The 25,854-nt window shown below is 69.5% G+C and carries 25 protein-coding genes; all 25 read right to left on the bottom strand.

Features of this window, described 5'->3' with window-relative positions; translation table 11 throughout:
- Positions 1-53: 53 nt before the first annotated feature.
- The 25 genes from DX912_RS17860 to fliE all read right to left on the bottom strand — a co-directional run bounded on the left by DX912_RS17860 (position 54) and on the right by fliE (position 25,474).
- Positions 54-833, bottom strand: a complete 780-nt coding sequence (locus DX912_RS17860; RefSeq protein WP_115844918.1) for a ParA family protein — start codon at positions 831-833, stop codon at positions 54-56.
- Entirely contained in the window at positions 833-1,912 is a 1,080-nt protein-coding gene (gene motD / locus DX912_RS17855) for a flagellar motor protein MotD (protein ID WP_220340824.1), read from the bottom strand. The genes DX912_RS17860 and motD overlap by 1 nt, the downstream gene beginning before the upstream one ends.
- 16 nt (positions 1,913-1,928) lie before the next feature.
- A complete protein-coding gene (locus DX912_RS17850) occupies positions 1,929-2,669 on the bottom strand; it encodes a flagellar motor protein (protein ID WP_115844916.1) in 741 nt (246 codons plus the stop codon).
- Positions 2,670-2,837: 168 nt separating this feature from the next.
- Positions 2,838-4,616, bottom strand: a complete 1,779-nt coding sequence (locus DX912_RS17845; protein ID WP_115844913.1) for a chemotaxis protein CheA — start codon at positions 4,614-4,616, stop codon at positions 2,838-2,840.
- A gap of 129 nt (positions 4,617-4,745) precedes the next feature.
- A complete protein-coding gene (locus DX912_RS17840) occupies positions 4,746-5,378 on the bottom strand; it encodes a protein phosphatase CheZ (RefSeq protein ID WP_115844911.1) in 633 nt (210 codons plus the stop codon).
- Positions 5,375-5,767, bottom strand: a complete 393-nt coding sequence (cheY, locus tag DX912_RS17835; protein ID WP_115844909.1) for a chemotaxis response regulator CheY — start codon at positions 5,765-5,767, stop codon at positions 5,375-5,377. The genes DX912_RS17840 and cheY overlap by 4 nt, the downstream gene beginning before the upstream one ends.
- A gap of 52 nt (positions 5,768-5,819) precedes the next feature.
- Positions 5,820-6,587 (bottom strand): RNA polymerase sigma factor FliA, encoded by a 768-nt coding sequence (locus DX912_RS17830; RefSeq protein ID WP_115844907.1) that lies wholly within the window; start codon positions 6,585-6,587, stop codon positions 5,820-5,822.
- A complete protein-coding gene (locus DX912_RS17825; RefSeq protein ID WP_115844905.1) occupies positions 6,584-7,486 on the bottom strand; it encodes a MinD/ParA family protein in 903 nt (300 codons plus the stop codon). The genes DX912_RS17830 and DX912_RS17825 overlap by 4 nt, the downstream gene beginning before the upstream one ends.
- Positions 7,470-9,626 carry an AAA family ATPase gene (locus DX912_RS17820; RefSeq protein WP_115844903.1) on the bottom strand — a complete coding sequence of 719 codons (2,157 nt, stop codon included), beginning with the start codon at positions 9,624-9,626 and terminating at the stop codon, positions 7,470-7,472. Before DX912_RS17820 ends, DX912_RS17825 begins: the two co-directional genes overlap by 17 nt.
- Positions 9,627-9,681: 55 nt before the next feature.
- Positions 9,682-11,718, bottom strand: coding sequence for a flagellar biosynthesis protein FlhA (gene flhA / locus DX912_RS17815; protein WP_233433644.1), 2,037 nt, complete (start codon positions 11,716-11,718; stop codon positions 9,682-9,684).
- 38 nt (positions 11,719-11,756) lie between these two features.
- On the bottom strand, positions 11,757-12,908 hold the full coding sequence (gene flhB, locus DX912_RS17810) for a flagellar biosynthesis protein FlhB (protein WP_115844899.1): 1,152 nt from the start codon (positions 12,906-12,908) through the stop codon (positions 11,757-11,759).
- A gap of 153 nt (positions 12,909-13,061) precedes the next feature.
- Positions 13,062-13,850 (bottom strand): flagellar biosynthetic protein FliR, encoded by a 789-nt coding sequence (gene fliR, locus DX912_RS17805; protein ID WP_115844897.1) that lies wholly within the window; start codon positions 13,848-13,850, stop codon positions 13,062-13,064.
- Between the two features lie 138 nt (positions 13,851-13,988).
- Positions 13,989-14,258: a flagellar biosynthetic protein FliQ gene (locus DX912_RS17800; RefSeq protein ID WP_115844895.1), complete on the bottom strand. Its 270-nt coding sequence runs from the start codon at positions 14,256-14,258 to the stop codon at positions 13,989-13,991.
- Positions 14,259-14,268: 10 nt separating this feature from the next.
- Complete coding sequence (gene fliP, locus DX912_RS17795) at positions 14,269-15,135, bottom strand: flagellar type III secretion system pore protein FliP (protein WP_233433643.1); 867 nt, start codon at positions 15,133-15,135, stop codon at positions 14,269-14,271.
- A gap of 125 nt (positions 15,136-15,260) precedes the next feature.
- Positions 15,261-15,650 (bottom strand): flagellar biosynthetic protein FliO, encoded by a 390-nt coding sequence (fliO, locus tag DX912_RS18665; protein ID WP_425477970.1) that lies wholly within the window; start codon positions 15,648-15,650, stop codon positions 15,261-15,263.
- Positions 15,651-15,997: 347 nt separating this feature from the next.
- Entirely contained in the window at positions 15,998-16,330 is a 333-nt protein-coding gene (gene fliN / locus DX912_RS17785; RefSeq protein ID WP_115844942.1) for a flagellar motor switch protein FliN, read from the bottom strand.
- A gap of 5 nt (positions 16,331-16,335) precedes the next feature.
- Complete coding sequence (gene fliM, locus DX912_RS17780) at positions 16,336-17,367, bottom strand: flagellar motor switch protein FliM (protein WP_115844891.1); 1,032 nt, start codon at positions 17,365-17,367, stop codon at positions 16,336-16,338.
- 25 nt (positions 17,368-17,392) lie between these two features.
- Positions 17,393-17,887: a flagellar basal body-associated FliL family protein gene (locus DX912_RS17775; RefSeq protein ID WP_115844889.1), complete on the bottom strand. Its 495-nt coding sequence runs from the start codon at positions 17,885-17,887 to the stop codon at positions 17,393-17,395.
- A gap of 492 nt (positions 17,888-18,379) precedes the next feature.
- Positions 18,380-19,672: a flagellar hook-length control protein FliK gene (locus tag DX912_RS17770; protein ID WP_115844887.1), complete on the bottom strand. Its 1,293-nt coding sequence runs from the start codon at positions 19,670-19,672 to the stop codon at positions 18,380-18,382.
- Positions 19,672-20,115: a flagellar export protein FliJ gene (gene fliJ / locus DX912_RS17765; RefSeq protein WP_115844885.1), complete on the bottom strand. Its 444-nt coding sequence runs from the start codon at positions 20,113-20,115 to the stop codon at positions 19,672-19,674. The genes DX912_RS17770 and fliJ overlap by 1 nt, the downstream gene beginning before the upstream one ends.
- On the bottom strand, positions 20,112-21,509 hold the full coding sequence (fliI, locus tag DX912_RS17760; protein WP_115844883.1) for a flagellar protein export ATPase FliI: 1,398 nt from the start codon (positions 21,507-21,509) through the stop codon (positions 20,112-20,114). Before fliI ends, fliJ begins: the two co-directional genes overlap by 4 nt.
- Before the next feature lie 207 nt (positions 21,510-21,716).
- Positions 21,717-22,319, bottom strand: coding sequence for a FliH/SctL family protein (locus DX912_RS17755; RefSeq protein WP_115844940.1), 603 nt, complete (start codon positions 22,317-22,319; stop codon positions 21,717-21,719).
- A gap of 41 nt (positions 22,320-22,360) precedes the next feature.
- Positions 22,361-23,347, bottom strand: coding sequence for a flagellar motor switch protein FliG (gene fliG, locus DX912_RS17750; protein ID WP_115844938.1), 987 nt, complete (start codon positions 23,345-23,347; stop codon positions 22,361-22,363).
- 10 nt (positions 23,348-23,357) lie between these two features.
- Positions 23,358-25,055 (bottom strand): flagellar basal-body MS-ring/collar protein FliF, encoded by a 1,698-nt coding sequence (gene fliF / locus DX912_RS17745; protein ID WP_115844881.1) that lies wholly within the window; start codon positions 25,053-25,055, stop codon positions 23,358-23,360.
- 50 nt (positions 25,056-25,105) lie between these two features.
- A complete protein-coding gene (fliE, locus tag DX912_RS17740) occupies positions 25,106-25,474 on the bottom strand; it encodes a flagellar hook-basal body complex protein FliE (protein ID WP_115844879.1) in 369 nt (122 codons plus the stop codon).
- Positions 25,475-25,854 lie beyond the last annotated feature (380 nt).

Genomic DNA, 25,854 nt, shown 5'->3' with positions numbered 1-25,854 from the left:
CATGCCAGCGGACGTCCATGGGTTCCCGCCTGCGCGGGAACGGCGGTGAGGGGTCACGCCGCTTCCTTGTGCTGTTCGCCGGCGGCTTCCTGCTCCAGCAGCCACTTCAGCGCGCGGCGGTACATGTCGACGCCGCGGCCATCCGGCGGCGCGGCCTGCACCAGCGCCGAGGCGTCGCGCAGGCGCGTGTCCATCGGCACGGCATACGGCCAGACGCGGTCGCCGTAGCGGTCCTGCAGCTCGTACAGGCTCGCAACGCCGGTGCGCGTGCGGCGGTCGAACAGCGTCGGCAGCACATGGCGCGGCAGCGGGCGACGGCGCGAACGCTCGACCATCTCCGCCGTGCGCAGCATGTCGGCCAGGCCGTGCAGCGCGAGCGGATCGGTCTGCGTCGGCACGATCAGGCGATCGGCCGCCGCCAGCGCGTTGACCATCAGCAGGCCGAGCGTGGGCGGGCAGTCCATCAGCACGTAGTCGTAGACCTCGCGCACGGTGTGCAGCGCGCGACCCAGCGCGAGGCCGAGGCCCGGCTGCGTGGCGCCGCGACGTTCCAGCGTCGCCAGCGCCGGCTGCGCGGCCACGACCTGCAGGTCGGGCACGTGCGTGTAGCGCGCCAGCTCGAGCAGGCCCACGCCGTTGCCGACGAACAGGTCGTGGGTGCCGGACGGCGGCGGATCGGCGGGGATCTCGAAGGCGCGCGTCAGCGACGCGTGCGGGTCGAGGTCGAGCAGCAGCACGCGGTTTCCCGCCGTGGCAAGCCCGCGTGCGAGGCAAAGCGACGTGGTCGTCTTGCCGACGCCGCCCTTCTGGTTGGCGATAGCCCAGGCGCGCATCAGCCCGCTCCCGGTTGAGTGGTGGAGGAATTGGTTCGTGCCGTCGCGGCAGCGCGTGCGGTGTCGGCGGCGATGCCTTCGTTTCCGGCGGCATGGGCGCGTGCGGCGGCGGCCGCGGCGCCGGGCGCCTTCACGGCCGGGTAGAGATCGGCATCGACGCCTGGTGCTTCGTCGGCCGGCTCGTCCATCGCGATGCTTGCCGGGCCGCGGTCTTCGATCGCATCCGGCCCCTGCGGGCTGGCGAGGATCACCAGCAGCACGCGGCGGTTCGCGTTGCGGCCTTCGGGCGTCGCGTTGTCGGCGATCGGCTGGTACTGGCCGTAACCGACCACCGCGAGCCGGCTCGGCGAAATGCCGGCCTGCGACATCACGTGCACGATGCTCGCCGCGCGCGCGGTCGACAGCTCCCAGTTCGACGGGAACTGCGCGGTCGCGATGGGCATGTTGTCGGTGTAACCCTCCACGCGCATCGCGTTGGGTTCGCCGGCCAGCACGGTGGCGATGCGGCGCACGGTGTCCACGGCCTGCGGGTTGGGCGCGGCGACGCCGCTGGCGAAGAGGATGTCGCTCTGGATCTCGACTTCCAGGAAGTTGTAGCTGCGGCGCACGGTGACCAGCTTCTGCTTCACCAGTTCCGACAGCGCTTCCTGGATGCGGCGGCCGATCGAATGCAGCTGTTCGCCCTGCGCGGATTCGCGTTCGGACACTTCGCGCGCGGCGTCTTTGCCGCTCGCACCGAAGGTCGGCATGTCCAGCACCTGCTTCATGCGCGGCGAGGCGATGGGCGTGGACGAGGAGGGGCCGGACTTCGAGCCCGGCGTCACCAGCGACGGCCGGTCGAACGCCGAACCGCGCAGCTGGTGCATGCCCAGCTGGATCGGCGAGACCGTGCGCGGCGGGCCGCCGAACGCCGAGGACAGCGCATCGGCCAGCACGCGGTACTTGCCCTCGTTGATCGAGGAGATCGCGTACATCACCACGAAGAAGGCCAGCAGCAGCGTGATCAGGTCGCCATAGGGAATGGCCCACGCTTCGTGGTTGGCGTGTTCTTCGTGCTGGTGGCGGCGGCGCCCGGCCATGGCTGTGCGTGCTCCGTCAGACCACGAAGCCGTTGAGGCGCGCTTCGATGTTGCGCGGGTTCTCGCCCTGGGCGATGCCGATGAGGCCTTCGATGATCATCTCGCGCTCGTCGGCCTGCTGGTTCACCAGGCCCTTCAGCTTGGCCGCCATCGGCAGCAGCATCAGGTTCGCCAGGCCAATGCCGTAGATCGTCGCGGTGAACGCGGCGGCGATGCCGTGGCCGAGCTTGCTCGGGTCGGCGAGGTTCTTCATCACCGCCATCAGGCCCAGCACCGCACCGATGATGCCCAGCGTCGGCGAATAGATGCCGGCGCCCTCGAACACCTTCGCCGCGGCGAGGTCGCGCTGCGACTGGCCGTGCAGTTCGATTTCCAGCATCGAGCGGATGTGCTCCGGCTCCACGCCGTCGACGACCATCTGCAGGCCCTTGCGCACGAACGGATCGTCCTGCGCGGCGACTTCGGCCTCCAGGCCCAGCAGGCCCTGGCGGCGCGCGACGGTGGACCATTCGACCAGGCGCGCGATCATCGCCGGGCGATCCTGCACCGGCGGACGGAACACCCAGCGCACGATGTTCAGCGCACGCTTGAACGTCGCCATCGGCGTCTGCACCAGGATCGCGGCGATGGTGCCCAGGATCACGATGACGAACGCCGCCGGCGACCACAGGCCGGACAGGCCCGCACCCTTGAGGATGCTGCCGCCGATCAGCGCCACCAGCGCCAGTACGATGCCTATGAGGCTGAGTCTGTCCATCCTGAGGAAACGTCCGTTGGTTTCGTTTTTCCCCTCTCCCGCGAGCGGGAGAGGGCCGGGGTGAGGGCCGCCTGCCCTCATCCGCCCCTTCGGGGCACCTTCTCCCGCTTGCGGGAGAAGGGAAAAGCCCGGGCGAAAGGACGACGCGTTCGCGATGCTTCGTTCGTCTTAACGGTCCCTGCCCGCACTACTTGAGCCGCGCAGCCCCGTTCTGAGCAGCGCGTCGACATCCAGGATCAGCGCCATGCGGCCGTCGCCGACCAGGCTGGCGCCGGCGTAACCGGCCAGGCCGCGCAGCGTGCGGGGCAGGGCCTTGATGACCACTTCCTCGCGGCCTCGCACGCGATCGACCGTCAGGCAGAAGCGCGAATCGCCCGACTGCAGCACCACGCAGGTCGTCGCCGCGCCGGGCTGCGGCGCAAGGCCGAGCCAGGTACGCAGCTCGATCAGCGGCAGCGGCTGGTCGCGCAGGTCGAGCATGCGCTGGCCGTCCACCCACAGCGGTTCGATTCGGTCGTGCGCGAGCACTTCGACCACGCGCACCAGCGGCAGCGCGTAGACGTCCTCTTCCAGTTCGATCAGCAGCGTCGGCAGGATCGCCAGCGTCAGCGGCACGCGGATCGCGAAGCGCGAACCGCGGCCGACTTCCGAATGGATCTGCACCTGGCCGGACAGTTCGCGGATCTTCGACTGCACCACGTCCATGCCGACGCCGCGCCCGGAGAGGTCGCTGACTTCGCTGCGCGTGGAAAAACCCGCCATGAAGATGAGGTTGAGGCATTCGTCCGCGGTCAGGCGCGCGGCGGCATCGGAATCGATCAGCCCCTTCTTGATCGCGCTGCGGCGGATCTTTTCCGGGTCGATGCCGGCGCCGTCGTCGCTGACCTCGATGGAAACATGGTCGCCTTCCTGCTGCGCCGACAGGCGCACGGTGCCCTGTTCGGGCTTGCCGGCCGCGCGGCGTGCCTCGGGCGATTCGATGCCGTGGTCGATCGCGTTGCGCACCAGGTGCACCAGCGGATCGGCCAGCGCTTCGACGAGGTTGCGGTCCAGTTCGGTCTCGGCGCCGACGATTTCCAGTTCGACCGACTTCTTCACCTGACGGGCGACGTCGCGCGCGAGCTTCGGGAAGCGCGCGAACACGCGGCCGACCGGCTGCATGCGCACCATCATCACCGCCGATTGCAAACGCGAAGTGGCGACGTCGAGCGCGGTCACGGCACGGTCGAGGTCTTCGTCGCGCAGGCGCGGGCGGATGGTCTTGAGGCGATTGCGCGCGAGCACGAGTTCGCCGACGAGATCGACCATCGCGTCCAAGCGGCGCACGTCGACGCGGACGGTGGGATCTTCGGCGGCCTTTGTCGGAGGTGCGCTCTTGGCTCCTCCCCCTGCTCGCAGGGGGAGGTTGGGAGGGGGTGGCGAGGGCGCGTCAGCGTCCGAGCCTTCGCGCGTGGAACTCGCCGCACGCGGCTCGGACCCCTCCCCAACCCTCCCCTGCGAGCAGGGGAGGGAGCTCGATGCCGGCACGGAGTTTCGTGCCAGCGTCGGCATGTGCGTGGCGCCGGCACCGGTGCCGTCGCGCAGCGACTTCAGCAGCGCGGGCGGTGCGTGTTCGGGTTCCTCGCCGTTGGAAATGGCGGCGAGCATGTCCACCAGCAGGTCCAGCGACTGCTGCGCGCCGTCGAACGCCTCGGCGTCCATCGGCACGGTGCCGTCGCGCGCGACGTTGAGGCGATCCTCCACGGCGTGGCAGATCTCCACCATCGGGCCGAAGTCGAGGAAGCCCGCGCCGCCCTTGATGGTGTGGAAACCGCGGAAGACGGCGTTGAGCGCGTCGCGATCGGTGTGCGCGTGTTCCAGCGCGACCATCTGCTCGCCGAGCTGGTCGAGGATCTCGCGCGCTTCGATCAGGAAGTCGGCGGCGATGTCGTTGGCGATGGCGCTCATGTGGATCTCATTCCAGTTACGTCATTCCCGCGGAAGCGGGAATCCAGTGACTTCGCCCCGGCGCACGCAAGGCGCTGGATTCCCGCCTTCGCGGGAATGACGAGCAGGAGCGAAGGCACTGAGTGCATCTCAAAGCCCCAGCGACGACAGCAGGTCGTTCGCGTCTTCCTGCGTCGCGGGCGTTGGGTCCACGCCCGCCACCGACGGGCCGTAGCCGCGGTTGTTGTGGTTCAGGTGGATCGGCGTCGCGTCGCTGTCGGTGATCTCGCCCAGGCCGGCGTGCACCGCGCGGACGAGTTCGACGACGCGGCGGATGATCTGCCCCGTCAGGTCCTGGTACCCCTGCGCAGCGGTCATTTCCGACATGCGCGAGCGGATCGCGGCGATGGTCGCGGCCTGTTCCTCGGTCGACGCATCCGGCAGCGTGCCCAGCAGCACGCCGCATTCCTGGATGAGGTCGAGCGTGCGGTGGCTCGCGTCCTCGCTCACGTGCACGACGTGCTCGAGGCGCGCGCAGGCTTCCGGCAGCGAGGCGTTCGGATTCGCGCTGCCGTTGCCGAGCGCGGTGTCGAGTTCGCGCGCGAGCTTGGCAAGGCCCTGCACCAGCGGCTGGCTGCGCCACTGGATCAGCGCGTCGACGTTGCTGCGCCAGCCGGCGAGGTCGTCGTGTTCCAGCGCCCACAGCGCCGCATGCAGGCGGCCGATGACGGCCTGCCTGTCTTCACCGCCGAGCGCCTTCTCGCAGGAGGGCGCGTCGATCACGCGGCCGCTCCCAGGCGTTCGAACACCTTGTTGAGCTTGTCTTCCAGCGTCGCGGCGGTGAAGGGCTTGATGACGTAGCCGTTCACGCCGGCCTGCGCGGCTTCGATGATCTGCTCGCGCTTGGCTTCGGCGGTGACCATCAGCACCGGGATCTTCGCCAGCGACGCGTCGGCGCGGATCGCCTTGAGCAGGTCGATGCCCGGCATGCCCGGCATGTTCCAGTCGGTCACGACCAGGTCGTACGGCGCCTTCTTCAGTTCCACCAGCGCGGTCATGCCGTCGTCGGCTTCGGCGGTGTTGAAGAAGCCCAGGTCGTTGAGCAGGTTCTTGACGATGCGGCGCATGGTCGAGAAGTCGTCGACGATGAGGATGCGGATGTTCTTGTCCATGTGGGCTTGCTCTGGTGCGAAAGGGGATATCAGGCGTTGATGCGGAAGCGGGTCAGAACTCGTCGTCGTCGTCGTTGTGCGAGCCGCGCCATTCGCCCAGTCGCGAACGCAGGCGCAACATCGCCTGGCCGTGGATCTGGCAGACGCGCGATTCGGAAACGTTGAGCACCGCGCCGATCTCGCGCAGGTTCAGTTCCTGCTCGTAGTACAGCGACAGCACCAGCTGCTCGCGTTCGGGCAGGTTGCCGATGGCGGCGCCGAGCGCCTGCTTGAAGGCGACCTGTTCGAACTCGCGCGCGGGCGTCGCACCGGCGTGGCCGCCCAGGTGCGGTTCGCCGTCGTGTTCGTCGACGTGCGCTTCCAGGCTGATGAGCTGGCCGCGCGCGGCGTCCTCGAGCATGCGGTGGTATTCGTCGAGCGGAACGGCGAGCCGGGTGGCCACTTCCTGCGCGGTCGCGGCACGGCCGGTGCTCTGCTCGACCTCGCGCGTGGCCGCGACGACGTCGCGATAACGGCGATGCACCGAACGCGGCACCCAGTCGCCGCGGCGGATCTCGTCGATCATCGCGCCGCGGATGCGGATCGACGCGTACGTCTCGAACGCGGCGCCCTGGTCGGCCTGGAAATTGCGGGCGGCATCGATCAGGCCGAGCATGCCGGCCTGGATCAGGTCGTCGATCTCGACGCTGGCGGGCAGTCGCGCGGCGAGGTGGTGCGCGATGCGGCGCACCAGTTCGCCATGCTTCTCGACGACTTCCGTCGCGTTGACCGTGTCGGCCGCGCGCTGGGTCGCCTTGTAGTGCTGGGCGGCGGCGTTCATGCGACGGCGCTCCTCAACGGATCGTTGGTGCTTGCGGCGCTGGCGCCGTGGGCGACGAGGCGCTCCATGAAGAACTCCACGCCGCCGCGCGGGCCGACCGGCGACTGCCAGCTGTTGGCGCGGCGCGCGATGTCGCGGAAGGCCAGTGCCGACGGGCAGCCCGGGAAGGCTTCGACGACGGCTTCCTGGCGCTGGATCGCGCGGCGCAGCCATTCGTCGCGCGGCACCGCGCCGAGGTAATGCAGCGTGACGTCGAGGAAGCGCGCGCTGACGCGTTCGAGCTTCTCGAACAGCTGCTTGCCCTCGATGGCGTTGTTGACCTGGTTGGCGAGCACCTGCACGCGGGTCACGCCGCGCTCGCGGCTGAGCACCTTGATCAGCGCGTAGGCGTCGGTGACCGAGGCCGGTTCGTCGCAGACCACCACGATCACGTCCTGCGCGGCCTGGCAGAAGGTCAGCACGCTGTCGGAGATGCCGGCGGCGTTGTCGACCACCATCGCGTCCAGCGGCAGGTCGAGCTGGCAGAAGGCGTGCACCAGGCCGATGTGCTGCTGCGGGAGCAGTTCGGTCATGTGGCGCTTGCCCGATGCGGCCGGCACGACCCAGAGGCCGCGCGGGCCTTCCAGCAGCGTGTCCTGCAGCTCGCAGCGGCCGGCGAAGACGTCGGCGAGCGTGAACTGCGGCGACAGGCCGAGCATCACGTCGACGTTCGCAAGGCCCAGGTCGGTATCCAGCAGCAGCGTGCGCTGGCCGGCGTGGACCAGCGCCATGGCGAGGTTCACCGATACCGAGGTCTTGCCGACGCCGCCCTTGCCGCTGGCCACGGCGATCACGCGCACGGGCGGGCGTGCGGTGCCGTTGGCGGCGGGAATGGCGTTGATATCAGCTGGCGAATGCATGTCGGTCCTCGGTGGGGAGGGTCACGGGGCGGGGCTTGAGTTGCGTCAGTTCGAGAGACCCGAGGGGGTTATCGGCAGCACGTCGCACTTTCTCGAGGGTCGAAACCAGACGAGTTGCGTCGGCGGCGGCGATGTCCGTCGGGACGGCCTGTCCGTCGGTGGTGTAGGCCAGGCTCAGGCCCTGCTGGACCAGCACCGACAGGGGCGAACCCAGGCGGCCGGTCTCGTCGAGCTTGGTCAGCACCACGCCTTCCGGCGAGGCCGGGCGGTAGCGGCGGACCACTTCGCCCAGGTCGTGGGCGTTGGTGTTGGCCGGCAGGACCAGCAGGCTGCGCACGCGCTTGGCGGCGCGCAGCCAGAGGATCTGGCCGAGCAGGGCGCGGTCGCGCAGGCCGTGGCCGGCGGTATCGACCAGCACCAGCGGGTAGTCGGCCAGCTGGTCGAGCGCGTCGTTCAGCGCCTCCGGGCCGGCGGCTTCGCACACGGTCACGCCGAGGCGGCGGCCGAGGATGTGCAGCTGCTCCGTGGCGCCGGGGCGTTCGGTGTCGGTGGTCACCAGGGCGACGTCGCGTGCGCGGTGGCGCTGGGCGAAGCGCGCCGCGAGCTTGGCGGCGGTGGTCGTCTTGCCGGCGCCGGTCGGACCGACCAGGGCGATCACGCCGCCGTCGTCGATGGGTTCGTGGCGGGCGACGGAAATCGCGCGCGCCAGTTCTTCCAGCATCGGTTCGCGCACCTGCGCCGGGTCGAGGCGGGCGTCGATGCGGCCGGCGATGGTCTGCGCCAGATTTTCGTCGCAGCCGTACCCGACCAGCATGTCGAACGCCGCCGCACGCGCCGGCGAACCGCGCAGCCGCTCGACGGTGAGCTGGCCAAGCTCGCGCTCGATCAGCGCACGCATCGTCGCCAGTTCGTCGCGCATGGCGATGAACGACGGATCGCGTTGGTCGGCGACGGCGTGAAGGTGGGTGGTCGCTTCGGTGCTCGTCGCGCTCGCGGCGACCTGAGCCCCTCTCCCGACGGGAGAGGGGTTGGGGTGAGGGGCAACGAAGGAATTGCTCGACAGATCGAGGTAGGAGGGAGCACCCACAGCGGCAGCGTTGTCCGCGGCCTGCTGGCCCACTTCTTCCTTCATGTCCAAAGAGGGAAGCGAAGCCTCATCGCTCCACAGATCCGCCAGGCTGCGATATTCGTGCGCCGGGTCCGACGCTGCGACCTGCGTCGCGGAAAGCGCGGCCGGCACTTCAAACTCCGCCGCCTGCGCCGATAGAGAGGGTGCAGCGTCACCGATCACGACCGCAGCCGTGGGCGCGACCCGTGTCGGATCGGTGACGCTGTCCCTTGTTGCTTCTTGTGCGACCGCGGCCTGCGCAAGCGCAGCTGCGGTCGCCTCGAACTTTTCGCCCTGCGGAATCAGTGCGGCCATCATCGCGTCGAAGCGCGAGGTGTCCGGCGGCGGCAGCGATGCCGCGACCCGCGTTTCGTCCTTCGGTGCGCGCGGCGCGGTCGGCACCGGCGTGCCGTCGCCGATGGCGAACACGGCGCGGCCGCGGATCGGCGACTCGGCGACCTTCGCCTTCGCCTTGGCCGACAGCGCGACCACCGCCGGTTCCTCGCGTTCGACTTCCACGCGCGTGGCGTGCGCGGGTTCGGATTGCGTCATCTCGATGCGCTCCACGGTGGCGCGGGTCTCGGCCTGTTGCGTTGCGTCGGTGGCCGGCGCGTCGTTCGACGGCGCCGTCCACGCGGCCTTGGACTTCGACGGCTTGGTGAGCAGCGCCGCGAGCGAACCGAAGCGGGTCTTCTCTTCGGTGTTCGCGGCCGCGCGCAGCGCTTCGGCCTCGCTGGAGATGGATGCGCGCGACGCATCCATCGCCGGCTGCGACGTGCGCATCGTCGGCACCGCGGCCACCGTCGCCGGCGTGACCGGCGAGGCCACCGGCGACGGCGCGGCCGGCATCGACGGCAACGCGGCGCGCAGGGCCTGCTGCGCCAGCGATTCGTCGTAGTCGGTGGCCGCGACGATCTCGATGCCGTCCTCGGTCGGACGGTTCGACAGGATCACCGCGTCGGGACCCTGTTCGTCGCGCACCATGCGCAGCGCGGTGCGCATGTCGGGAGCGGTGAAACGTTTGATTCGCATGGTCGAAAGCCGGGATTCGTGATTCGGGTTTAGTTATTCGGCGAAGCGTCGGGATTCACCCCACCGCCCCCACCAACCGCAACCGCTTGTCCTCCGGCACCTCGCCGTAGGCCAACACGGTCAGCGCGGGGACGCTGTGCCGCACGAGCCGGGCGATCGCCGAACGAATCCCGCCTGGGACCAGCAGCACCGCGGGTTCGCCGCGGCCTTCCTGGCGGGTGACGCACTCGCTGAGGTTCTGATGCAGACGCTCGGCGAGTCCGGGTTCCAGCGCGGCGCCCTGGCCGCTGACGGAGTCCTGCAATACCCGTTCCAGAGCCGGCGCCAAGGTATAGACGGGCAGCTCGGCGCCCAGTCCGTTGAGTTCCTGGACGATGAAGCGGCCCAGCGCGGTGCGGACGGCGGCCGTCAGCAGCGCCGGATCCTGCGTGTGCGGGCCGTGCTCCAGCAGCGCCTCGACGATCTGCCGCAGCTGGCGGACCGGCACGCGTTCGGCCAGCAGCGACTGCAGCACGCGCACGATCGTCGACAGCGGCAGCAGCTTCGGCGTCAGGTCCTCGACCAGGCGCGGCGAGGCCTTGGCGAGCGTGGCGAGCAACTGCTGCACCTCCTCGTGGCCGAGCAGCTCGGCGGCGCGCTCGCGCACCAGGTGCGAGAGGTGCGTGGCGACCACGGTGGCGGCATCGACGACGGTGTAGCCCAGCGATTCGGCCTGCGCGCGCTGGCTCGGCTGGATCCACACCGCGTCCAGTCCGAACGCCGGATCCTTGCCGGGAATGCCTTCGATCTTTCCGTACACATGGCCCGGATCGAGCGCGAGGTGGCGATCAGGATGGATCTCGCCGCTGGCGATCGGCACGCCGTGCACGAGCACGCGGTAGGTGCCCGGCGCGAGTTCGAGGTTGTCGCGCACGTGCACGGCGGGAATCAGGAACCCCAGGTCCTGCGTGAGCTTGCGGCGCACGCCCTTCAGGCGCGCCAGCAGTTCGCCGCCCTGGTGCTTGTCGACCAGCGCGATCAGGCGGTAGCCGACTTCCAGCCCCAGCGGCTCGACCGGACGCAGTTCGTCCCAGCTCAGTTCCGGCTGCGCGGCGGCGGTGGCGGCCGCTTCGGCTTCGGGCGTGTCTTCCTTCGGCGCGAGCGCGCGCTTGTGCATCTTCCACGCGGCAAAGCCGAGCAGCGCCGCCAGCGTCAGGAAGGGCAGGTTCGGCATGCCGGGCACGATGCCGACCAGCCCGAGCAGCGCGGCCGAGACCGCCAGCGCACGCGGATGCAGCACCTGCGTGGTGACCGCCTGGCCCATTTCCTGTTCGCGCGTGGCGCGCGTGACCAGCATCGCGACCGCGGTGGAGATCAGCAGCGCCGGCAGCTGGGCGACCAGGCCGTCGCCGATGGCGAGCAATACGTAGGTGGTGCCGGCGTCCTTCAGCGCCATGTCGTGCTGGAGCACGCCGATCAGCACGCCGCCGATGATGTTGATCGCCAGGATCAGCAGGCCGGCGATGGCGTCGCCGCGCACGAACTTGCTGGCACCGTCCATCGAACCGTAGAAGTCGGCTTCGGCGCGCACTTCCTCGCGGCGCAGCTTGGCGTCCTCGCGCGACAGCAGGCCGGCGTTGAGGTCGGCGTCGATCGCCATCTGCTTGCCGGGCAGGGCGTCGAGGATGAAGCGCGCCGACACTTCCGAGATGCGCCCGGCGCCCTTGGTGACGACGACGAAGTTGACGATGGTCAGGATCGCGAAGACCACGATGCCGACCGCGAAGCTGCCGCCGATGACGAACTGGCCGAAGGATTCGATGACGTGGCCCGCCGCCGCCGGGCCCTGGTGGCCGTGCAGCAGCACCACGCGGGTGGAAGCCACGTTCAGCGCCAGGCGCAGCAGCGTGACCAGCAGCAGGACGCTGGGGAAGATCGAGAATTCCAGCGGCCGGCGGACGTACACCACCGCCAGCAGCACCACCAGCGACATGGCGATGTTGATGGTGAACAGCGCGTCCAGCACCAGCGGCGACAGCGGGACGATGACCATCGCCAGCATGGCGAGGACGACGATGGGCGTGGCCAGGCCGCTCTTCACGGCGTGGCCCATGCTGGAGAGGGAGAAACCTCCGCCGGAAGCCTGACTGCTCATGCTGTCGGGTCTTTGACGGTGGAGTCACCGTCCGCCAGGCCCTTTTCGACCGAGACATCGCCCAGCGTCGGCATCGGCCCATGCGCCGGGTGCCAGCGCTTGAGCTGGTAGACGTAGGACAGCACCTGCGCGACGGCGGCGTAGAGCTTCACCGGGATCTCCTGGTCGATCTGCGCATGCCGATACAAGGCGCGTGCCAGCGGCGGCGCCTCGATGATCGAGACGCGGTGCTTGCCGGCGACGTCGCGGATCGCCAGGGCGATCTCGTCCACGCCCTTGGCCACGACCTTGGGCGCGCGCATCTTCCCGGCCTCGTATTTGAGGGCGACGGCGTAGTGGGTCGGGTTGGTGACCACCACGTCGGCGGTGGGCACGGCTTCCATCTGCTGGCGGCGCGACAGCTGCGCGGCGATCTGGCGCACGCGCGCCTTCACTTCCGGGTTGCCTTCGCTTTCCTTGTATTCGTCGCGCAGCTCCTGCTTGCTCATCTTCAGGCGGTTGCGGTACGACCAGTGCTGCCACGGCACGTCGATCAGCGCGAGCAGGCCCAGCGCGCCGACCATCGCCATCACCGCCTTGGTGATCAGCGACAGCCCGACGGCCACGCCTTCGTGCAACGACATGCCGGCCATGTCGGTGAGGTGGCGGAACGCGCCCCAAACGACCATGCCGGCGAGCCCGCCGATCAGCAGCACGCGCAGCACCGAGCGCACCAGTTCGGCGAGGCTCTCCTTGCCGTACATGCGCTTGAAGCCGTTCATGGGACTCAGGCGCGCGAAATCCGGCGCCAGCGACTTGCTGGCGAACCGCAGACCGCCCATCACCATCGGCGCGATGAAGCAGGCGCCGAGCGCGGCGAGCAGCACGGGCAGCATGGGCTTCAACAAACCCAGCAACAGCGAGGCCGCGTGCGGAACGAGGCGGTCCGGCTGGTCGAGGATCGCCGGATCGATGGTGAGCGCCTGCCGCAGCCAGTCCTGCGACGCGCTGCCGATGCCCGAGCCGGTCGCCACCAGCGCCATCGCCGCGCAGCCCAGCACCGCCACGTTGCCCAGTTCGCGCGATCGCGGGACGTCGCCGCGTTCGCGCGCCTCGCGCAATCGTTTCTCTGATGGCTGTTCGGTCTTGTCTTCCTGGTCTTCGGACATGGCGTGCAGCTTCTGCCCCTCCCCCTGCGTGCAGGGGGAGGTTGGGAGGGGGTGTGAGGCGCGAAGCGCCGAGCGTCGTCACGAAGCTCGCCGCGATGCGGCTTCGCGACCCCTCCCCAACCCTCCCCTGCAAGCAGGGGAGGGAGCAGGGCGTCAGGCCGTCACCGCGCGCGCCGCCTCGAACGCCTGATCGAACAGACGCTCCACCGGACCCTGCATCTCGCGTGCCAGCAGCATCAGCAGCACCAGGCCCACCAGCAGCGCCACCGGAAGGCCCAGCTGCACCGGGTTGAGCTGCGGCGCCGCGCGGGCCAGCACGCCGAAGGCGAGGTTCACCGCGAGCATCGCCACGATCACCGGCAGCGCCAGCAGCAGGCCGGCCTGCAAGGCGGCCGTGAAGAACGTCGGCACCACCGACAGGAACTGCTGCACGTCGGGAATCGGCGTGCCCAGCGGCAGCGCGTGGTAGCTGTCCAGCAGCAGCCGCACCAGCGCCAGGTGCGCGTCGAAGGCGAAGAACAACAGCCCGAAGACGAGGTAGAACCACTGCGACAGCACCGGCGAGGACGCACCGGACAGCGGATCGGCCATCGTCGCGAACGACAGGCCCATGCCCTGCGACACCAGTTCGCCGGCGAACTGCCCGGCTTCGAACGCGAGCCGCAGCACGGTGCCGATCGCAAGTCCCACGGCGAATTCGCGCACGACCGTCAGCACCGTGGCGGCATCCACGCCCGCCGCCGGCGGCGTGGGCAGCAGCGCCGACAGCGCGCCCGACAGCGCCAGCGTGATCGTCAGCCGCGCGCGCATCGGCACGCCGCGCCCGCCGATCATCGGCATCGCCTGCATCGCAGCGCCGATGCGGATGGCATGCCACAGCACCGTGGCGAGCATGCCGAACAGGTTGAGGCCGTCGATGACGGTGGCGGAGGTGGGTTCCATGGGCGTGTCTGTGCTGCGACTACCTGCGTTGCTGCTGCCGTCCGTGGCGGGACGTTGAAGGCTTCGGAGCCCCCGGCCCGGCCATCCATGGCCGTGCGTTCGGCAGGCCACGCGGCAGTGCCGCGTAAGCGGCCTGCCTCACCCCACGATGTGCGGAATGCGATGAAACAGATCCGTCGTGAACCCGACGAGCTTGCCCAGCAGGAAATTGCCGGTCAGGGCCAGCGTCGCGACCAGCGCGATGGCCTTCACGACGAAACCGATCGTCGGTTCGTTCAGCTGCGTGGCGGCCTGCACGATGCCGACGACCACGCCGACCACGAGCACGGCAATCAGCGGCGGCGCGCCGAGCAACAGCGCCATCTGCAGGCCGCGGCCGATTTCGGTAAGTGCGGTTTCGGGCGTCATGGCGGCGCCCTCAGACCGGGTTGAACGAGGCGGCGAGCGAGCCCACCACCAGCACCCAGCCGTCCACCAGCACGAACAGCAGGATCTTGAACGGCGCCGAGATCAGCATCGGCGAGAGCATCATCATGCCCATCGACATCAGTACGCTGGCCACGACCAGGTCGATGATCACGAAGGGGATGTAGATCAGGAACGCGATTTCGAACGCGGTCTTCAGCTCGCTGGTGAGGAAGGACGCGGCGAGCACGCTGAACGGCACGTCCTGCGGCGTCGCGTACGGGCCGCTGTTGGACAGCCCGGCGAAGGTCATCAGGTCGTTCTCGCGGATCTGCGCGAGCATGAAGCCGCGGAACGGCTCCGAAGCGGCGGTCCACGCGCTGCGGAAATCCATCTGGTCGTTGAGGTACGGCGCGATGCCCGCGGCCCAGGCCTGGTCGAACACCGGCATCATCACCATCGCGGTGAGGAACAACGCCAGCGCGAGCAGCACCTGGTTGCTCGGCGTCTGCCCGGTGCCCAGCGCCTGACGCAGCAGGCCCAGCACGATGATGATGCGCGTGAATGCAGTGAGCCCGAGCAACGCCGCCGGCAGCAGCGTGATGCCGGTCATCAGCAGCAGCACCTGCATCGGCATGCTGACCGGCTCGCCACCGACCTTGCCGACGGTGACCGACGGCAGCGGCTTGTTCAGCGAGGGCAGGCCCGGTGCGGACAGCGGCGCGGCGGGTTGTGCGGTCGCCTGCGCGGCGACGGGGTCGGGGAGGGCCTGGGCGTGGAGCGGCGCAAAGGCCGAGGCCATCAGGATCAGCGCGATCGCGAGCGACAGCGCGACGGCGATGCGGCGCCAGGGGGCGCTGGAGAAAAAAGGAGCCGTCATCCCGGCGAAAGCCGGGACCCAGGCCATCACGGCCCGGGTTTCCGCGTTCGCGGGAATGACGGATTCCCCAAAGGCTTCGTCGCGCTGGAGCGCCGACGAGGTAGTCGGATGGCGATGCGAGAACGTCACGGCTTCTTCCCAAGATGCTTGGCCAGCAGCTGCGCGAAAGGCGTCGCGAGGTTCTGCAGGTTGGGCGTTCCCTGCGAAGGTTGTGCCACGGGGAGCGGTTCGCTGAGCGTGTGCAGCGTCGTCATGCCGTTCTGGCCGACGCCCAGCAGCAACTGCGTGCCGCCCACGTCCACCACGACGACGCGATCGCGCGGTCCGAGGCTGAGCGAGCCGACCACGCGCAGGCCGTTGCCGCCGGCCACGCGACCGAAACCCGGCATGCGTTTGGCGAGCCAGCCAAGCCCAAGGATCAGCGAGACGACCAGGATCAACGCGAACACCGCGCCGCCGACGCCGGGGCCGTCGGTTTGCTTGGCGAAGGTCTGGGGTTTGGGCGGATGCGCGATGGTGGCCGTGTGCGTAGTCGAGGCTGCGCTTTTGGCTCCTCCCCCTGCTTGCAGGGGGAGGTTGGGAAGGGGTGGCGAAGCCGCGCCAGCGGCTGAGACCTCCTGCGTGGGAAGCTGCGAAGAAATCGCCTGCGAAGAACCCGCCGCAAGCGGCGCGCACCCCTCCCCAACCCTCCCCTGCGCGCAGGGGAGGGAGCTGTCCGTCACGGCGGCGGCATCTACAGGCGCCGTCGGAACGGCATGCGCCGTGTTGCCCACCGCGACCGCGACAAGCCCCTCTCCCGCCTGCGGGAGCGGGACTGGGGTGAGGGCCACCGCAGCAGCCGCCTCGACAGAATCCGAACCGCTCATCGCAGCCTCTTGATCCGTTCCGCAGGGCTCACGACGTCGGTCAGGCGCACGCCGAAGCGGTCGTTCACCACCACCACCTCGCCCTGCGCGATCAGCGTGCCGTTGACGTACAGGTCCAGCGGTTCACCGGCGGCGCGCTCCAGCTCCACGACCGAACCCTGGTTGAGCTGCAGCAGGTTGCGGATCGGGATACGCGCGCGGCCGACTTCCAGCGACAGCGTCACCGGCACGTCGAGGATCACGTCCAGGTTGAGGTCGCTCGTCAGGCCGCCGGTTTCGGCGGTAAGCGGGTCGAACGCGGCGCGTGCGGCGGAATCTTGGTTGTTCATCGGCATCAGGCCTGGGTGAGCGCGGTGTGGACCGCGATGGAATCGGGATTGGTCGGGTCGAACACCGGCTTCTCGCGCACGGCGTGCACGGCGTTGACCTTGATGGCGTTGCGGCCGTTGTGCGTGCCGAATTCGCCGGAGAACAGCGGCATCTGCTCGACCTTCAGCGTGGCCGTGCCGGGGATCTCGATCGGGATCACGTCGCCCACGCGCAGGCGGCACAGGTCGCGCAGGCTGATCGAACGCTGCGCCAGCACGCTGGACAGCTCGATCTCCGCGTCGTGCAGCTGCGAGCGCAGCGCGACCGTCCAGCTTTCGTCGCGTTCGATGCGGTCGCTCTGCACGCCGGCGTCGAGTTGCTCGCGGATCGGTTCGAGCATCGCGTACGGGAAGGACACGTGGAACTCGCCGCCGCCGCCTTCCAGTTCGACGTGGAAGCGGCACACCACGATGTATTCGCGCGGGCTGATGATGTTGGCGAAGTGCGGGTTCACCTCGGAATTGAGGTATTCGAACTCCACCGGCATCACCGGCGCCCACGCGTCCACCAGGTCGGCGAAGGTCTGCTTGAGCAGCAGCTGGATCACGCGCATCTCGGTGGGCGTGAACTCGCGGCCTTCGATGCGCGTGTGGTACTTGCCCGAGCCGCCGAAGAAGTTGTCCACCACGGTGAACACCAGGCGCGGTTCGAACATCACCAGCGCCGTGCCGCGCAGCGGCTTCATCTTCACCAGGTTGAGGTTGGTCGGCACCTGCAGCGAGTGCATGTACTCGCCGAAGCGGATCAGGTCGATGCCGCGCACCGACAGGTCGGCCGAACGGCGCAGCAGGTTGAACAGGCCGATGCGCCAGGTGCGCGCGAAGCGCTCGTTGATCATCTCCAGCGTCGGCAGCTTGCCGCGGACGATGCGGTCCTGGCTGGCGAAGTCGTAATTGCGTGCCTCGCCCGGCGCCGGCGGCGGCTCGGTCTCGACCGCGCCGCTGTCCACGCCGTGGAGCAGGGCGTCGATCTCGTCCTGTGAAAGCAGGTCGGTCATCATCGAAGTCGCGCTCCGGCGCTGTTTACTGCGTGACCAGGCTGGTGAAGAACACGGCTTCGACCTTGTCGGGCGCGCGTTCGGCCTTCAGCACGTTGCGCACTTCGGCCAGCGCCTGCTGCTGCAGGCGTTCCTTGGCCGAGCGCTGCGCAAGCTGCGCGGCGGTCTGCTGCCCGAACAGGAGCAGCAGGCGGTTGCGGATGGCCGGCGTGTGCAGTTCGAGCGCGGCGCCGGTGGCTTCATCGCGCGTCATCACCTGCACGTCGGCCTGCAGGTAGCGCACCGAGGAGGTGTCGGCGAGGTTCACCACGAACGCCGGCTCCAGCGCGTAGTAGCGCGCCGGCTGCGTGGCGGCGGATTCGGGCTTGTCGGCGGCATGCGCTTCGCCGCCGCGGCCCTGCAGGAACCAGAACGCACCGGCACCGGCCAGGCCGATCGCCAGAAGGGCGATCAGGATCCACAGCGCGAGGTTGTTGCTCTTGGGCGCGGGCGGAGCGGCTGGAGCGGCAGGCTTGGACATTGCGGTGGAACTCGGCGAATGGGATGCCGGATCCGTGCAAGGGGTGTGCCGGTGGGTTTGATGCAGGCGCGTTCCGCACCCTGCCAGTCCCCCCTGCGGGTCTAGCCCCTCTCCCGCTCGCGGGAGAGGGGTTGGGGTGAGGGTCGGCGGAGTGTCGGCGTCACCGATCGCGGTTTAGCCCCTCTCCCACCGGGAGAGGGGTTGGGGTGAGGGTCGGCGTAGTGTCGGCGTCACCGACCGCGCGGTTTTAGCCCCTCTCCCTCCGGGAGAGGGGTTGGGGTGAGGGGCGGCGGAGGGGGAATGGCGCAGGTCGTCGATGCCCTGCTTTCTTAGAGAAAGCAACGAACCTAGCGCTGTAGATGCATGGGCTCGTGAGCGCTGCGGCTTCGTTGCCCCTCACCCCAACCCCTCTCCCGTTGGGAGAGGGGCTTAACAGCGTCGGGCTTTTGACAGCGCGCCGGCGTCAGACTCCCGACAGCCCCTCGCGACCCCCTACGCGTACTCGTCCAGCAACCCCCGCGACGCCCTCACCGCCGGGCCGCGCGACCAGCCGGCGTCGTTCGCCTCGCCACGCTCGTTCGAGCTGCCAAACGAAGCCGCCTGCCCGTTCGACTGCTGCTGCGCCTGGCGCTGCCCCACGTCGGCCTGGCCGAGCTGCAAACCCTGCTGGCCGAGCATTTCCTTCAGGCGCGGCAGGCTGGATTCCAGCGCGTGGCGCACGTCGGGCTGGGCGCTGTGGAATTCGGCGTTCACCCGGCTGCCGTCCAGTTGCAGGCGCACGTCGATCGCGCCGAGGTGATCAGGCGTGATGCGGATTTCGGCGTGGCCGATCTTCTGGTCGGCCAGCCACGCGATGCGCGAGGAGAAGCCGTCGTCGAAACCGTTGTCGAGCGGGATCGGCGTGTTCGCCTGGACCGCCGCCGCGACACCGCGCGGAAGCGGATGGTTCGTCATCGTCGATACCGAAGGCAGCGACGCGGACGTCGAAGTCGTATCGCCGATGCCGATCGAATCCAGCGTGGCGTCGGTAGCGCCCGAGGTCTTCGTGTCCGCCGAAGCGGCCGCGCCCATCGCCATCGCGAACGCCGCCGTGGCGTCGCCATCGGTCGGCGCAGCAATCGCCGCCTGCGCGCCGGGCAGCGTCGGCAGGACCGGCGCGGTGGCATTGCCGCCGCGCGGATCGGAAGCCGTCGCCACGGCAACGTCACGCAGCAGGCCGGGCGGCTGCGCTTCGGAGGCAACGGCGAACGACGTCGCGGCGGCACCCGTGCTGGCGCCCGCCAGTCCGTTGAGCAGCGCCAGCATCTGTTCGGGAAGTGCCGGCGCCGTTGCATCGCCGGACGTCGTCGCAGCGGGCGCGGTCGTGTCGCTGGCAGCCGTCGTGTCTTCCGAAGCGGTCGCAGCGGTGTCGGACCCGGAACCGCCATCGCTCGCGTCGCGCGGCGCATCGTCCCTGGGCTCGGCACGCGCGGTCTCGCGCGACGCGTCGTTCGATTTCGTCTCGTTGGACTTCGTTTCCGACGACTTCGATTCCTCCGCTGCACGCGGCGAATCCGCATCGCGCGGCGACGTGTCCTTCGCCTTCGCCTGCGTGGACGCATTCGGCGATTCGTTCATGCGCGATGCCGTGTTCGACGCGCGCGAACCCTGCGCCTGCAGCATCCGGTCGAATCCGCCCGACGAAGCTGCGTCGTCCTGCGCGTTGGAAGAACGCGAGGCATCCGGAGTCGTGTTGCGCGCCGAATTCGCGCGCTGCCCGCCGAAGAGGGCGTCGAACGCCTGCATCACTCCGCTCCGTCGTTGCCGTTGGTGCGGCGACGGCCGCCGAGGTCGTCGAGTTCGCGCTGCACGCGCTGTTCGGCCACGCGCGATTCCTGCGCGCGGTAGCTGTCGGCCAGCTTTCCCAGGACCTTGTTGTCGCGGCTGGCGAGCATCAGGCGCGTGCGTTCGACGTCGCGGTTCTGGCGGCTGGAATCGACGATGCGCGTCTGCTGGTCCACGGCGGTTTCGAGCTTGGCGCGGAACGCGATGCGGTTGGCGAGCAGCGCCGGGGCGATGGTCGCCTCGCTGGGCGTGATCGCGTATTCCTCGGCGTAGCGGCGCAGCGCGTCCAGGCGCTGTTCCTGTTCGGCCAGCTGGCGGTCACGCTCGGCGACGTCGCGCGCGGCGGCATCCTGGCGCTGCTGCATCAGGTTCAGGAGCGGATCGAGGCGTTGGGAGCGGGTCATGCAGTCTCCATCTGTCGGGCGACAACGGGTTCTCGGACATCGTCGAGCAGGCGGGCCAGCGCGTCGCGGCTGGCGGCGACATCCGACGCCTCGCTCACGTCCTGGCCCAGGAAATTCAGGATCGCCGGCCAGCGCGCCAGCGCTTCGTCGACGACCGGGTCGTTGCCGCGCTGGTAGGCGCCGATCGCGATGAGGTCGCGCTGCGCGTTGTAGGCGGACATCAGGCGCTTGAGCTTGCGGATGCGCTCGCGCCACGGCGCGTCGGTGATGTCCTGCATCACGCGGCTGACCGAGACTTCCACGTCGATCGCCGGGTACTGGCCGGCATCGGCGATGCGGCGCGTCAGCACGATGTGGCCGTCGAGGATCGCGCGCGCGGCGTCGGCGATGGGTTCCTGCTGGTCGTCGCCTTCGGTGAGCACGGTGTAGAACGCGGTGATCGAGCCGCGCCCGTCGGCGCCGTTGCCCGCGCGTTCGACCAGTGCCGGCAGTTTCGCGAAGACCGACGGCGGATAACCGCGCGTGGTCGGCGGCTCGCCGACGGACAGGCCGATCTCGCGCTGCGCGTGAGCGTAGCGGGTGAGCGAATCCATCAGCAGCAGCACGTGCAGGCCCTGGTCGCGATACCACTCGGCGATGGCCGTGGCGCGCAGCGCGCCGTGCAGTCGCGCGAGCGGTGGTCGGTCGGCGGGTGCGGCCACGACGACGGCGCGACGCAGGCCTTCCTCGCCGAGCGTGGCTTCGACGAAGTCGCGCACTTCGCGGCCTCGTTCGCCGATCAGCCCCACGACGATCACGTCGGCGGCGGTGAAGCGGGTCATCATGCCCAGCAGCGTGGATTTACCGACGCCGGAACCGGCGAACAGGCCCACGCGCTGGCCGCGGCCGATGGGCAGCAGCGCGTTGATCGCGCGCACGCCGACGTCGAGCGAACGCGTGATCGGTTCGCGCATCAGCGGATTGACGGATTTGCCGGCCAGGCCGACCCAGCTTTCGGCGCGGATCGGGCCGCGGCCGTCGAGCGGCACGCCGTCGGAGTCGATGACGCGGCCGAGCAGGCCTTCGCCGACGGCGACTTCGCCGCGCTGGCGCGAGGGCACGACGCGCGCGTTCGGAAGCAGGCCTTCCAGGTGCGCGCTGGGCATGAGGAACGTGCGGTCGCCCGAGAAGCCGACGACTTCGGCATCGACCCACACGCCGCCATGCGTTTCCACGCGACAGCGCGAACCGAGCGGCGCGCTGCAGCCGGAGGCTTCGAGCGTCAGGCCGACGGCGCGACGCAGCACGCCTTCGCGCGCCAGTCCCATTGAGACCGGCTGCGACGACGAAGCGCCCAGCCGCGCGGCGAGGCGGAGATTGCGGGCGTCCTGCCAGTGGGAGGCGGGGGTGGTCATGGGACGGTTACTGCAAGTCCTGTGCTCTGGAGCCCCTCTCCCGCGTGCGGGAGAGGGGTTGGGGTGAGGGTCGGCGGAGTGATGCCGCCCGCACTCGCGACACAGTGCTCGTATCGGGACGCATGGCGACCATCGGCGCATCGCACGTCCCGACCCTCACCCTCGATCCCTCTCCCGGAGGGAGAGGGAAGCAAAGCGATGGCGGCGTCACCGCGCCACCCCATGCGCCGCGATGGTGCTCTCCAGCGCCGCCTGCAGGCGGGCGGCGAGGGTGCCGTCGATGCGCACGCTCTCGCTGTGCACGCGCAGTTCGCCGCGCGCCAGCGTGGTGTCGTTGGTCAGGCGCACGCCGTCCAGGCCGGCCAGGTGCGGGTACAGCACGCCCATGTCGTCCGGGTGCAGGCGCAGTTCGACGCCACGCTGGCTGGTGCCGACGGCGTCGAGCGCCTCGCGCACCAGGTCGGCCAGCAGCGACGGATCGGCCGTGTACGCCGGGCCGATCAGCGAACCAGCCACGCGCACGGCCAGTTCGGCGAGCGCTTCGGAGACCTCGTCGTCCAGCCGCGCGAGCGGACGCGTGAAACCGTCGAGGATGCCTTCGATCTGCGCGACCAGCCGGCGCACTTCGGCCTGGCCCGTCGCGAAACCTTCCGCGTGGCCGCGGGCGAGGCCGTCGGCGTAGCCCTGGTCGTGCGCGGCCTGTTCGATCTGCTGCAGTTCTTCCACGCTCGGCGGCGGCGGAAGTTCGACGACGGGCTCGGGCTCGACCGGCTCCAGTCCCGGCGCGGTCCAGCGCACGGCGCCGGCCATTTCGGTGTTCCACGCCGCGGCGGCACTCGCGAAGGCGGGGCTCATACGAACGCTTCAGCCTTGGCCGCGAGCTGGATCGTGCCGGCGTCGGCCATCTTGCGCACGAGCGAGAGGATTTCCTTCTGGGCCGCCTCGACTTCGGCCAGGCGCACCGGACCGCGCGCTTCCATGTCCTCGACGAGAATTTCGGCCGCGCGCTGCGACATGTTCGAGGTGATCTTCTCGCGCACCTTCGCCTCGGCGCCGCGCAACGCGACGGAGAGCTTGTCGTTGGGCACTTCGCGCAGGATCGCCTGCATCGCGCGGTCGTCGATCTCGGCGAGGTTGTCGAAGACGAACATCAGGTCGCGGATGCGCACGCCGAGTTCGCCGTCGACCTCACCGATGGCGCCGAGGATCTGCTCGTCCTGGCCCGAATCCATGAAGTTGAGGATGTTCGCCGCCACCTTCACGCCGCCGACGGAGGACGACTTCAGGTTCTGCGCGCCGGCGAACTGGCGCGCCATGACGTCGTTGAGTTCGTTCAGCGCGTTGGGCGGAATGCCGTCGAGCGTGGCGATGCGCAGCAGCACGTCGGCGCGCACGCGGTCGGGCAGGCACTTGAGCGCCTCGGCGGCCTGGTCGCTTTCCAGGTGCGCCATGACGATCGCGATGATCTGCGGGTGTTCGTTGCGCACCAGGTCGGCGATCGCGCGCGGTTCCATCCACTTCAGCGTGTCCAGGCCGGAGGTGTTGCGGCCCAGCAGGATGCGGTCGATCAGGCCGCTCGCGCGTTCCTCGCCCAGCGCCTGCACGAGCACGGCGCGCACGTATTCGTCGGCGCCCGAACCCAGCCCGCTCGGCTGCGCGAGCGTGTCGACGAACTGGTCGATCACCTTGCCCACCGATTCGCGCGAGACGCCGCTGACGGAGGTCATCGCGACGCCCAGCTTCTGCACTTCCTTGGCGCTCATGTGCTTGAGCACCTCGGCGGCCTGCGCTTCGCCCAGCGAAAGCAGCACCACCGCGGCGCGCTGCACGCCACTCAGTCCGGTCGTATCAGGCATCGGATTCCACCCAGTCGCGTACCACCTGCGCCACACGCTTGGAGTCGTTGCTGACCGCCGCGCGCGCCACTTCCAGCTTGTCGTCGAAGGTCATCGCGCCCGGCGGCAGCGCGGGCGTCGCCGCTTCCTGCGCCGGCGCCGACAGCGCGACGGAGATTTCCTCGTCGTCCACCGGGATGACGGTGGCTTCGGCCAGGGCCTTCTTGTTCTTCTTCGTGTCGGGCTTGGCGCCCATGAGCTGGCGGAACATCGGGCGCAGCACGAACAGGATCAGCGCGAGCACGGCCAGGCCGCCGACGACGATGCGCAGGAATTCCATCGCGCGCGGGTGCTCCCACAGCGGCGTGTTCTCTTCCTCGCCCATCGCCGTGATGTCGCGGGCGAACGGCGCGTTGACCACCGACACCGCGTCGCCGCGCTGCTGGTCGAAGCCGATGGCCTGCTGCACCAGCGACTCGATGCGCTTGAGTTCGGCCTCGTTGAGCGCGCGCAGCGACGGCTTGCCGTCCTTGCCGATCGCGGCGGGCACGTTGTCCACCAGCACCGCGGCGGTGACGCGGCGCACGCGGCCCGGACCCTGGCGCGTGTGCGTCAACGTGCGGTCGATTTCGTAGTTGCGCACCGAGCTGCGCGAGGACGGGCCGTTCGGCGCGGCCTGCTGCTGTTGCTGCGCGACGGCGGCCGCGTTGGGCGCGTTGGCATTCGGCGCGGCATTGGCCGGCGGTGCCGCCGCCGGCGTGTTGCTCGCGCTGCCCGGCACGCCCTGCGGCGCGTTGCCGCCACCGGCGCTGGATTCGGACAGCTGTTCGCTGCGGATCATCGGCTGCTGCGGGCCGTAGACCTCGCGCGCTTCCTCGGTCTGCGCGAAGTCCATGTCGACGCTGACCTGCGCGCTGACGCGGCCGTTGCCGGTCATCGGTTCGAGCAGTTCGTGGATGCGCTGGACGTAGGTCGCTTCGAGGCGATGCTGCTGGTCGAACTGCTTGGCGCTGATCGCCGCGTCCGAATCCGGATCGACGTTCGACAGCATGCGGCCGTACTGGTCGACGACGGTGACGCGTTCCGGCGGCAGGCCGGGAATGCTCGACGCGACCAGGTGCACGATGGCGTCGACCTGGCCCTGTTCGAGCGCCGCGCCGCTGTGCAGCTGCAGGACGACCGACGCGCTGGCCGGCTCCTTCTGCCGCGTGAACGCCGACGGCTTGGGCATCGCCAGGTGCACGCGCGCCTCGCGCACGGGGCGCAGGTTGGCGATGGTGCGGGCGAGTTCGGATTCCAGCGCGTGCTGGTAGCGCGCGTTCTCGATGAACTGGCTGGTGCCGAAGCCCTGGTCGCCCTTGATCGCCTCGAAGCCGGAATCCGTCTTGGCCGGCAGGCCGGCCGCGGCGAGCGCGAGCTTGGCGTTGCCTAGCTGGTCCTGCGGTACGGCCAATGCACCGGAACCCGGATCGATGCGGAAGGGAATCTGCGCGGTGGTCAGCAGCTCGGAGGCTTCGCTGGTCGACTTCGGATCGAGCCCGGCGAAGACCGGCACGTAGTCGGGCTTCTGCGTCCAGAAGAACATCCACAGCCCCAGCGCGATGACCGCCGCCACCAGCGCGAACAGCCCCAGCTGCCGCACGACCGGGATGTCCTGCAGCCCGCGCAGTTCGCGCAGCTTGGATTGGTTGGGGAGGGTGATGACGGCCATGTCGGTCTAGGTGTCGGGATTCGGATTCGTGGAAGCGCGGTGTGCCGTCGTCAGACCGGCATGTTCATGACGTCCTGGTACGCCTGCACCAGCCGGTTGCGGACTTCGACCGTGGCGCGGAAGGCGACCTGCGACTGCTGCATGGCGACCATCACCCGGGCCAGGTCCGCGCGGGGATCGCCCAGTTCGAACGCCTGCTGCAATGCGCCCGAGGTGTTCTGCGCGCGGCTGACGCTGTCGATGGCGTTGTTGAGCGTCTGCTGGAATCCCGGCGCGCCGGCCGCACCCGTCGCACCGGACGCCGCACCCGGGGCGAGCGCCGACGGGGCAATGGCATTGCCCGGCGCGGCGTCCGGCCCGCGCATGCGCATTTCGTGCGCGCGGATCTGGGACAGGATGGAGGAGATGGCGTCGGTCATGGTCCGTGGCGTGGCACGTTCAGGTCGTCCTGCGAGGTACAGGCAAGCGGCGTGCCACGGTTCATGAACGGGTTATTGGCGCGGGGGTTTGGTTCTGCGACGGAAGGTCGGCGCTTGGTTTGGCGGCTCTTGCAGGTCCCCGCACAGGCGTTTGCTGTTGCTTTGCTGTGGCCGTTGCTGGTCGCTCTTTCCCAGCGACTTAAAGCGAGCCGAGCACCGGAGCTGGAAAGGGACGAAGAGCCGCGCGCTGTCTGAGCGCAGCGCAGCGGAGCGAGTTCGCGCGGCGCTCCCTTTCCAGTGAGGAGCGCAGGGCACCGCCGCGAAGCGGCGGCTCGCGCCAGGAGCGAACGGTTTTGGTTACTTTTGCCAAGACAAAAGTA

It is taken from the genome of Lysobacter soli (assembly GCF_003382285.1).
GTDB lineage: Bacteria > Pseudomonadota > Gammaproteobacteria > Xanthomonadales > Xanthomonadaceae > Lysobacter_J > Lysobacter_J soli.
The sequence above is the reverse complement of the archived record's forward strand: the minus strand, read 5'-3'. Positions and strand labels throughout refer to the sequence as shown.

Coding starts and splice junctions, on each gene's coding strand:
- DX912_RS17755 (WP_115844940.1), bottom strand. CDS start 22,319: ATGGCCGGCGCCGTGCGCTGGACCGCGCCGGGACTGGAGCCGGTCGAG.
- flhA (WP_233433644.1), bottom strand. CDS start 11,718: ATGGGCCACGCCGTGAAGAGCGGCCTGGCCACGCCCATCGTCGTCCTC.
- DX912_RS17770 (WP_115844887.1), bottom strand. CDS start 19,672: ATGCAGGCGTTCGACGCCCTCTTCGGCGGGCAGCGCGCGAATTCGGCG.
- fliI (WP_115844883.1), bottom strand. CDS start 21,509: ATGACCACCCCCGCCTCCCACTGGCAGGACGCCCGCAATCTCCGCCTC.
- motD (WP_220340824.1), bottom strand. CDS start 1,912: ATGGCCGGGCGCCGCCGCCACCAGCACGAAGAACACGCCAACCACGAA.
- DX912_RS17825 (WP_115844905.1), bottom strand. CDS start 7,486: ATGCATTCGCCAGCTGATATCAACGCCATTCCCGCCGCCAACGGCACC.
- fliM (WP_115844891.1), bottom strand. CDS start 17,367: ATGACCGACCTGCTTTCACAGGACGAGATCGACGCCCTGCTCCACGGC.
- DX912_RS17850 (WP_115844916.1), bottom strand. CDS start 2,669: ATGGACAGACTCAGCCTCATAGGCATCGTACTGGCGCTGGTGGCGCTG.
- DX912_RS17830 (WP_115844907.1), bottom strand. CDS start 6,587: ATGAACGCCGCCGCCCAGCACTACAAGGCGACCCAGCGCGCGGCCGAC.
- DX912_RS17860 (WP_115844918.1), bottom strand. CDS start 833: ATGCGCGCCTGGGCTATCGCCAACCAGAAGGGCGGCGTCGGCAAGACG.
- DX912_RS17775 (WP_115844889.1), bottom strand. CDS start 17,887: ATGTCCAAGCCTGCCGCTCCAGCCGCTCCGCCCGCGCCCAAGAGCAAC.
- DX912_RS17845 (WP_115844913.1), bottom strand. CDS start 4,616: ATGAGCGCCATCGCCAACGACATCGCCGCCGACTTCCTGATCGAAGCG.
- flhB (WP_115844899.1), bottom strand. CDS start 12,908: ATGTCCGAAGACCAGGAAGACAAGACCGAACAGCCATCAGAGAAACGA.
- fliN (WP_115844942.1), bottom strand. CDS start 16,330: ATGAACAACCAAGATTCCGCCGCACGCGCCGCGTTCGACCCGCTTACC.
- fliE (WP_115844879.1), bottom strand. CDS start 25,474: ATGACCGACGCCATCTCCTCCATCCTGTCCCAGATCCGCGCGCACGAA.
- fliR (WP_115844897.1), bottom strand. CDS start 13,850: ATGGAACCCACCTCCGCCACCGTCATCGACGGCCTCAACCTGTTCGGC.
- fliF (WP_115844881.1), bottom strand. CDS start 25,055: ATGGCCGTCATCACCCTCCCCAACCAATCCAAGCTGCGCGAACTGCGC.
- fliJ (WP_115844885.1), bottom strand. CDS start 20,115: ATGACCCGCTCCCAACGCCTCGATCCGCTCCTGAACCTGATGCAGCAG.
- DX912_RS17820 (WP_115844903.1), bottom strand. CDS start 9,626: ATGCGAATCAAACGTTTCACCGCTCCCGACATGCGCACCGCGCTGCGC.
- fliP (WP_233433643.1), bottom strand. CDS start 15,135: ATGACGGCTCCTTTTTTCTCCAGCGCCCCCTGGCGCCGCATCGCCGTC.
- cheY (WP_115844909.1), bottom strand. CDS start 5,767: ATGGACAAGAACATCCGCATCCTCATCGTCGACGACTTCTCGACCATG.
- DX912_RS17800 (WP_115844895.1), bottom strand. CDS start 14,258: ATGACGCCCGAAACCGCACTTACCGAAATCGGCCGCGGCCTGCAGATG.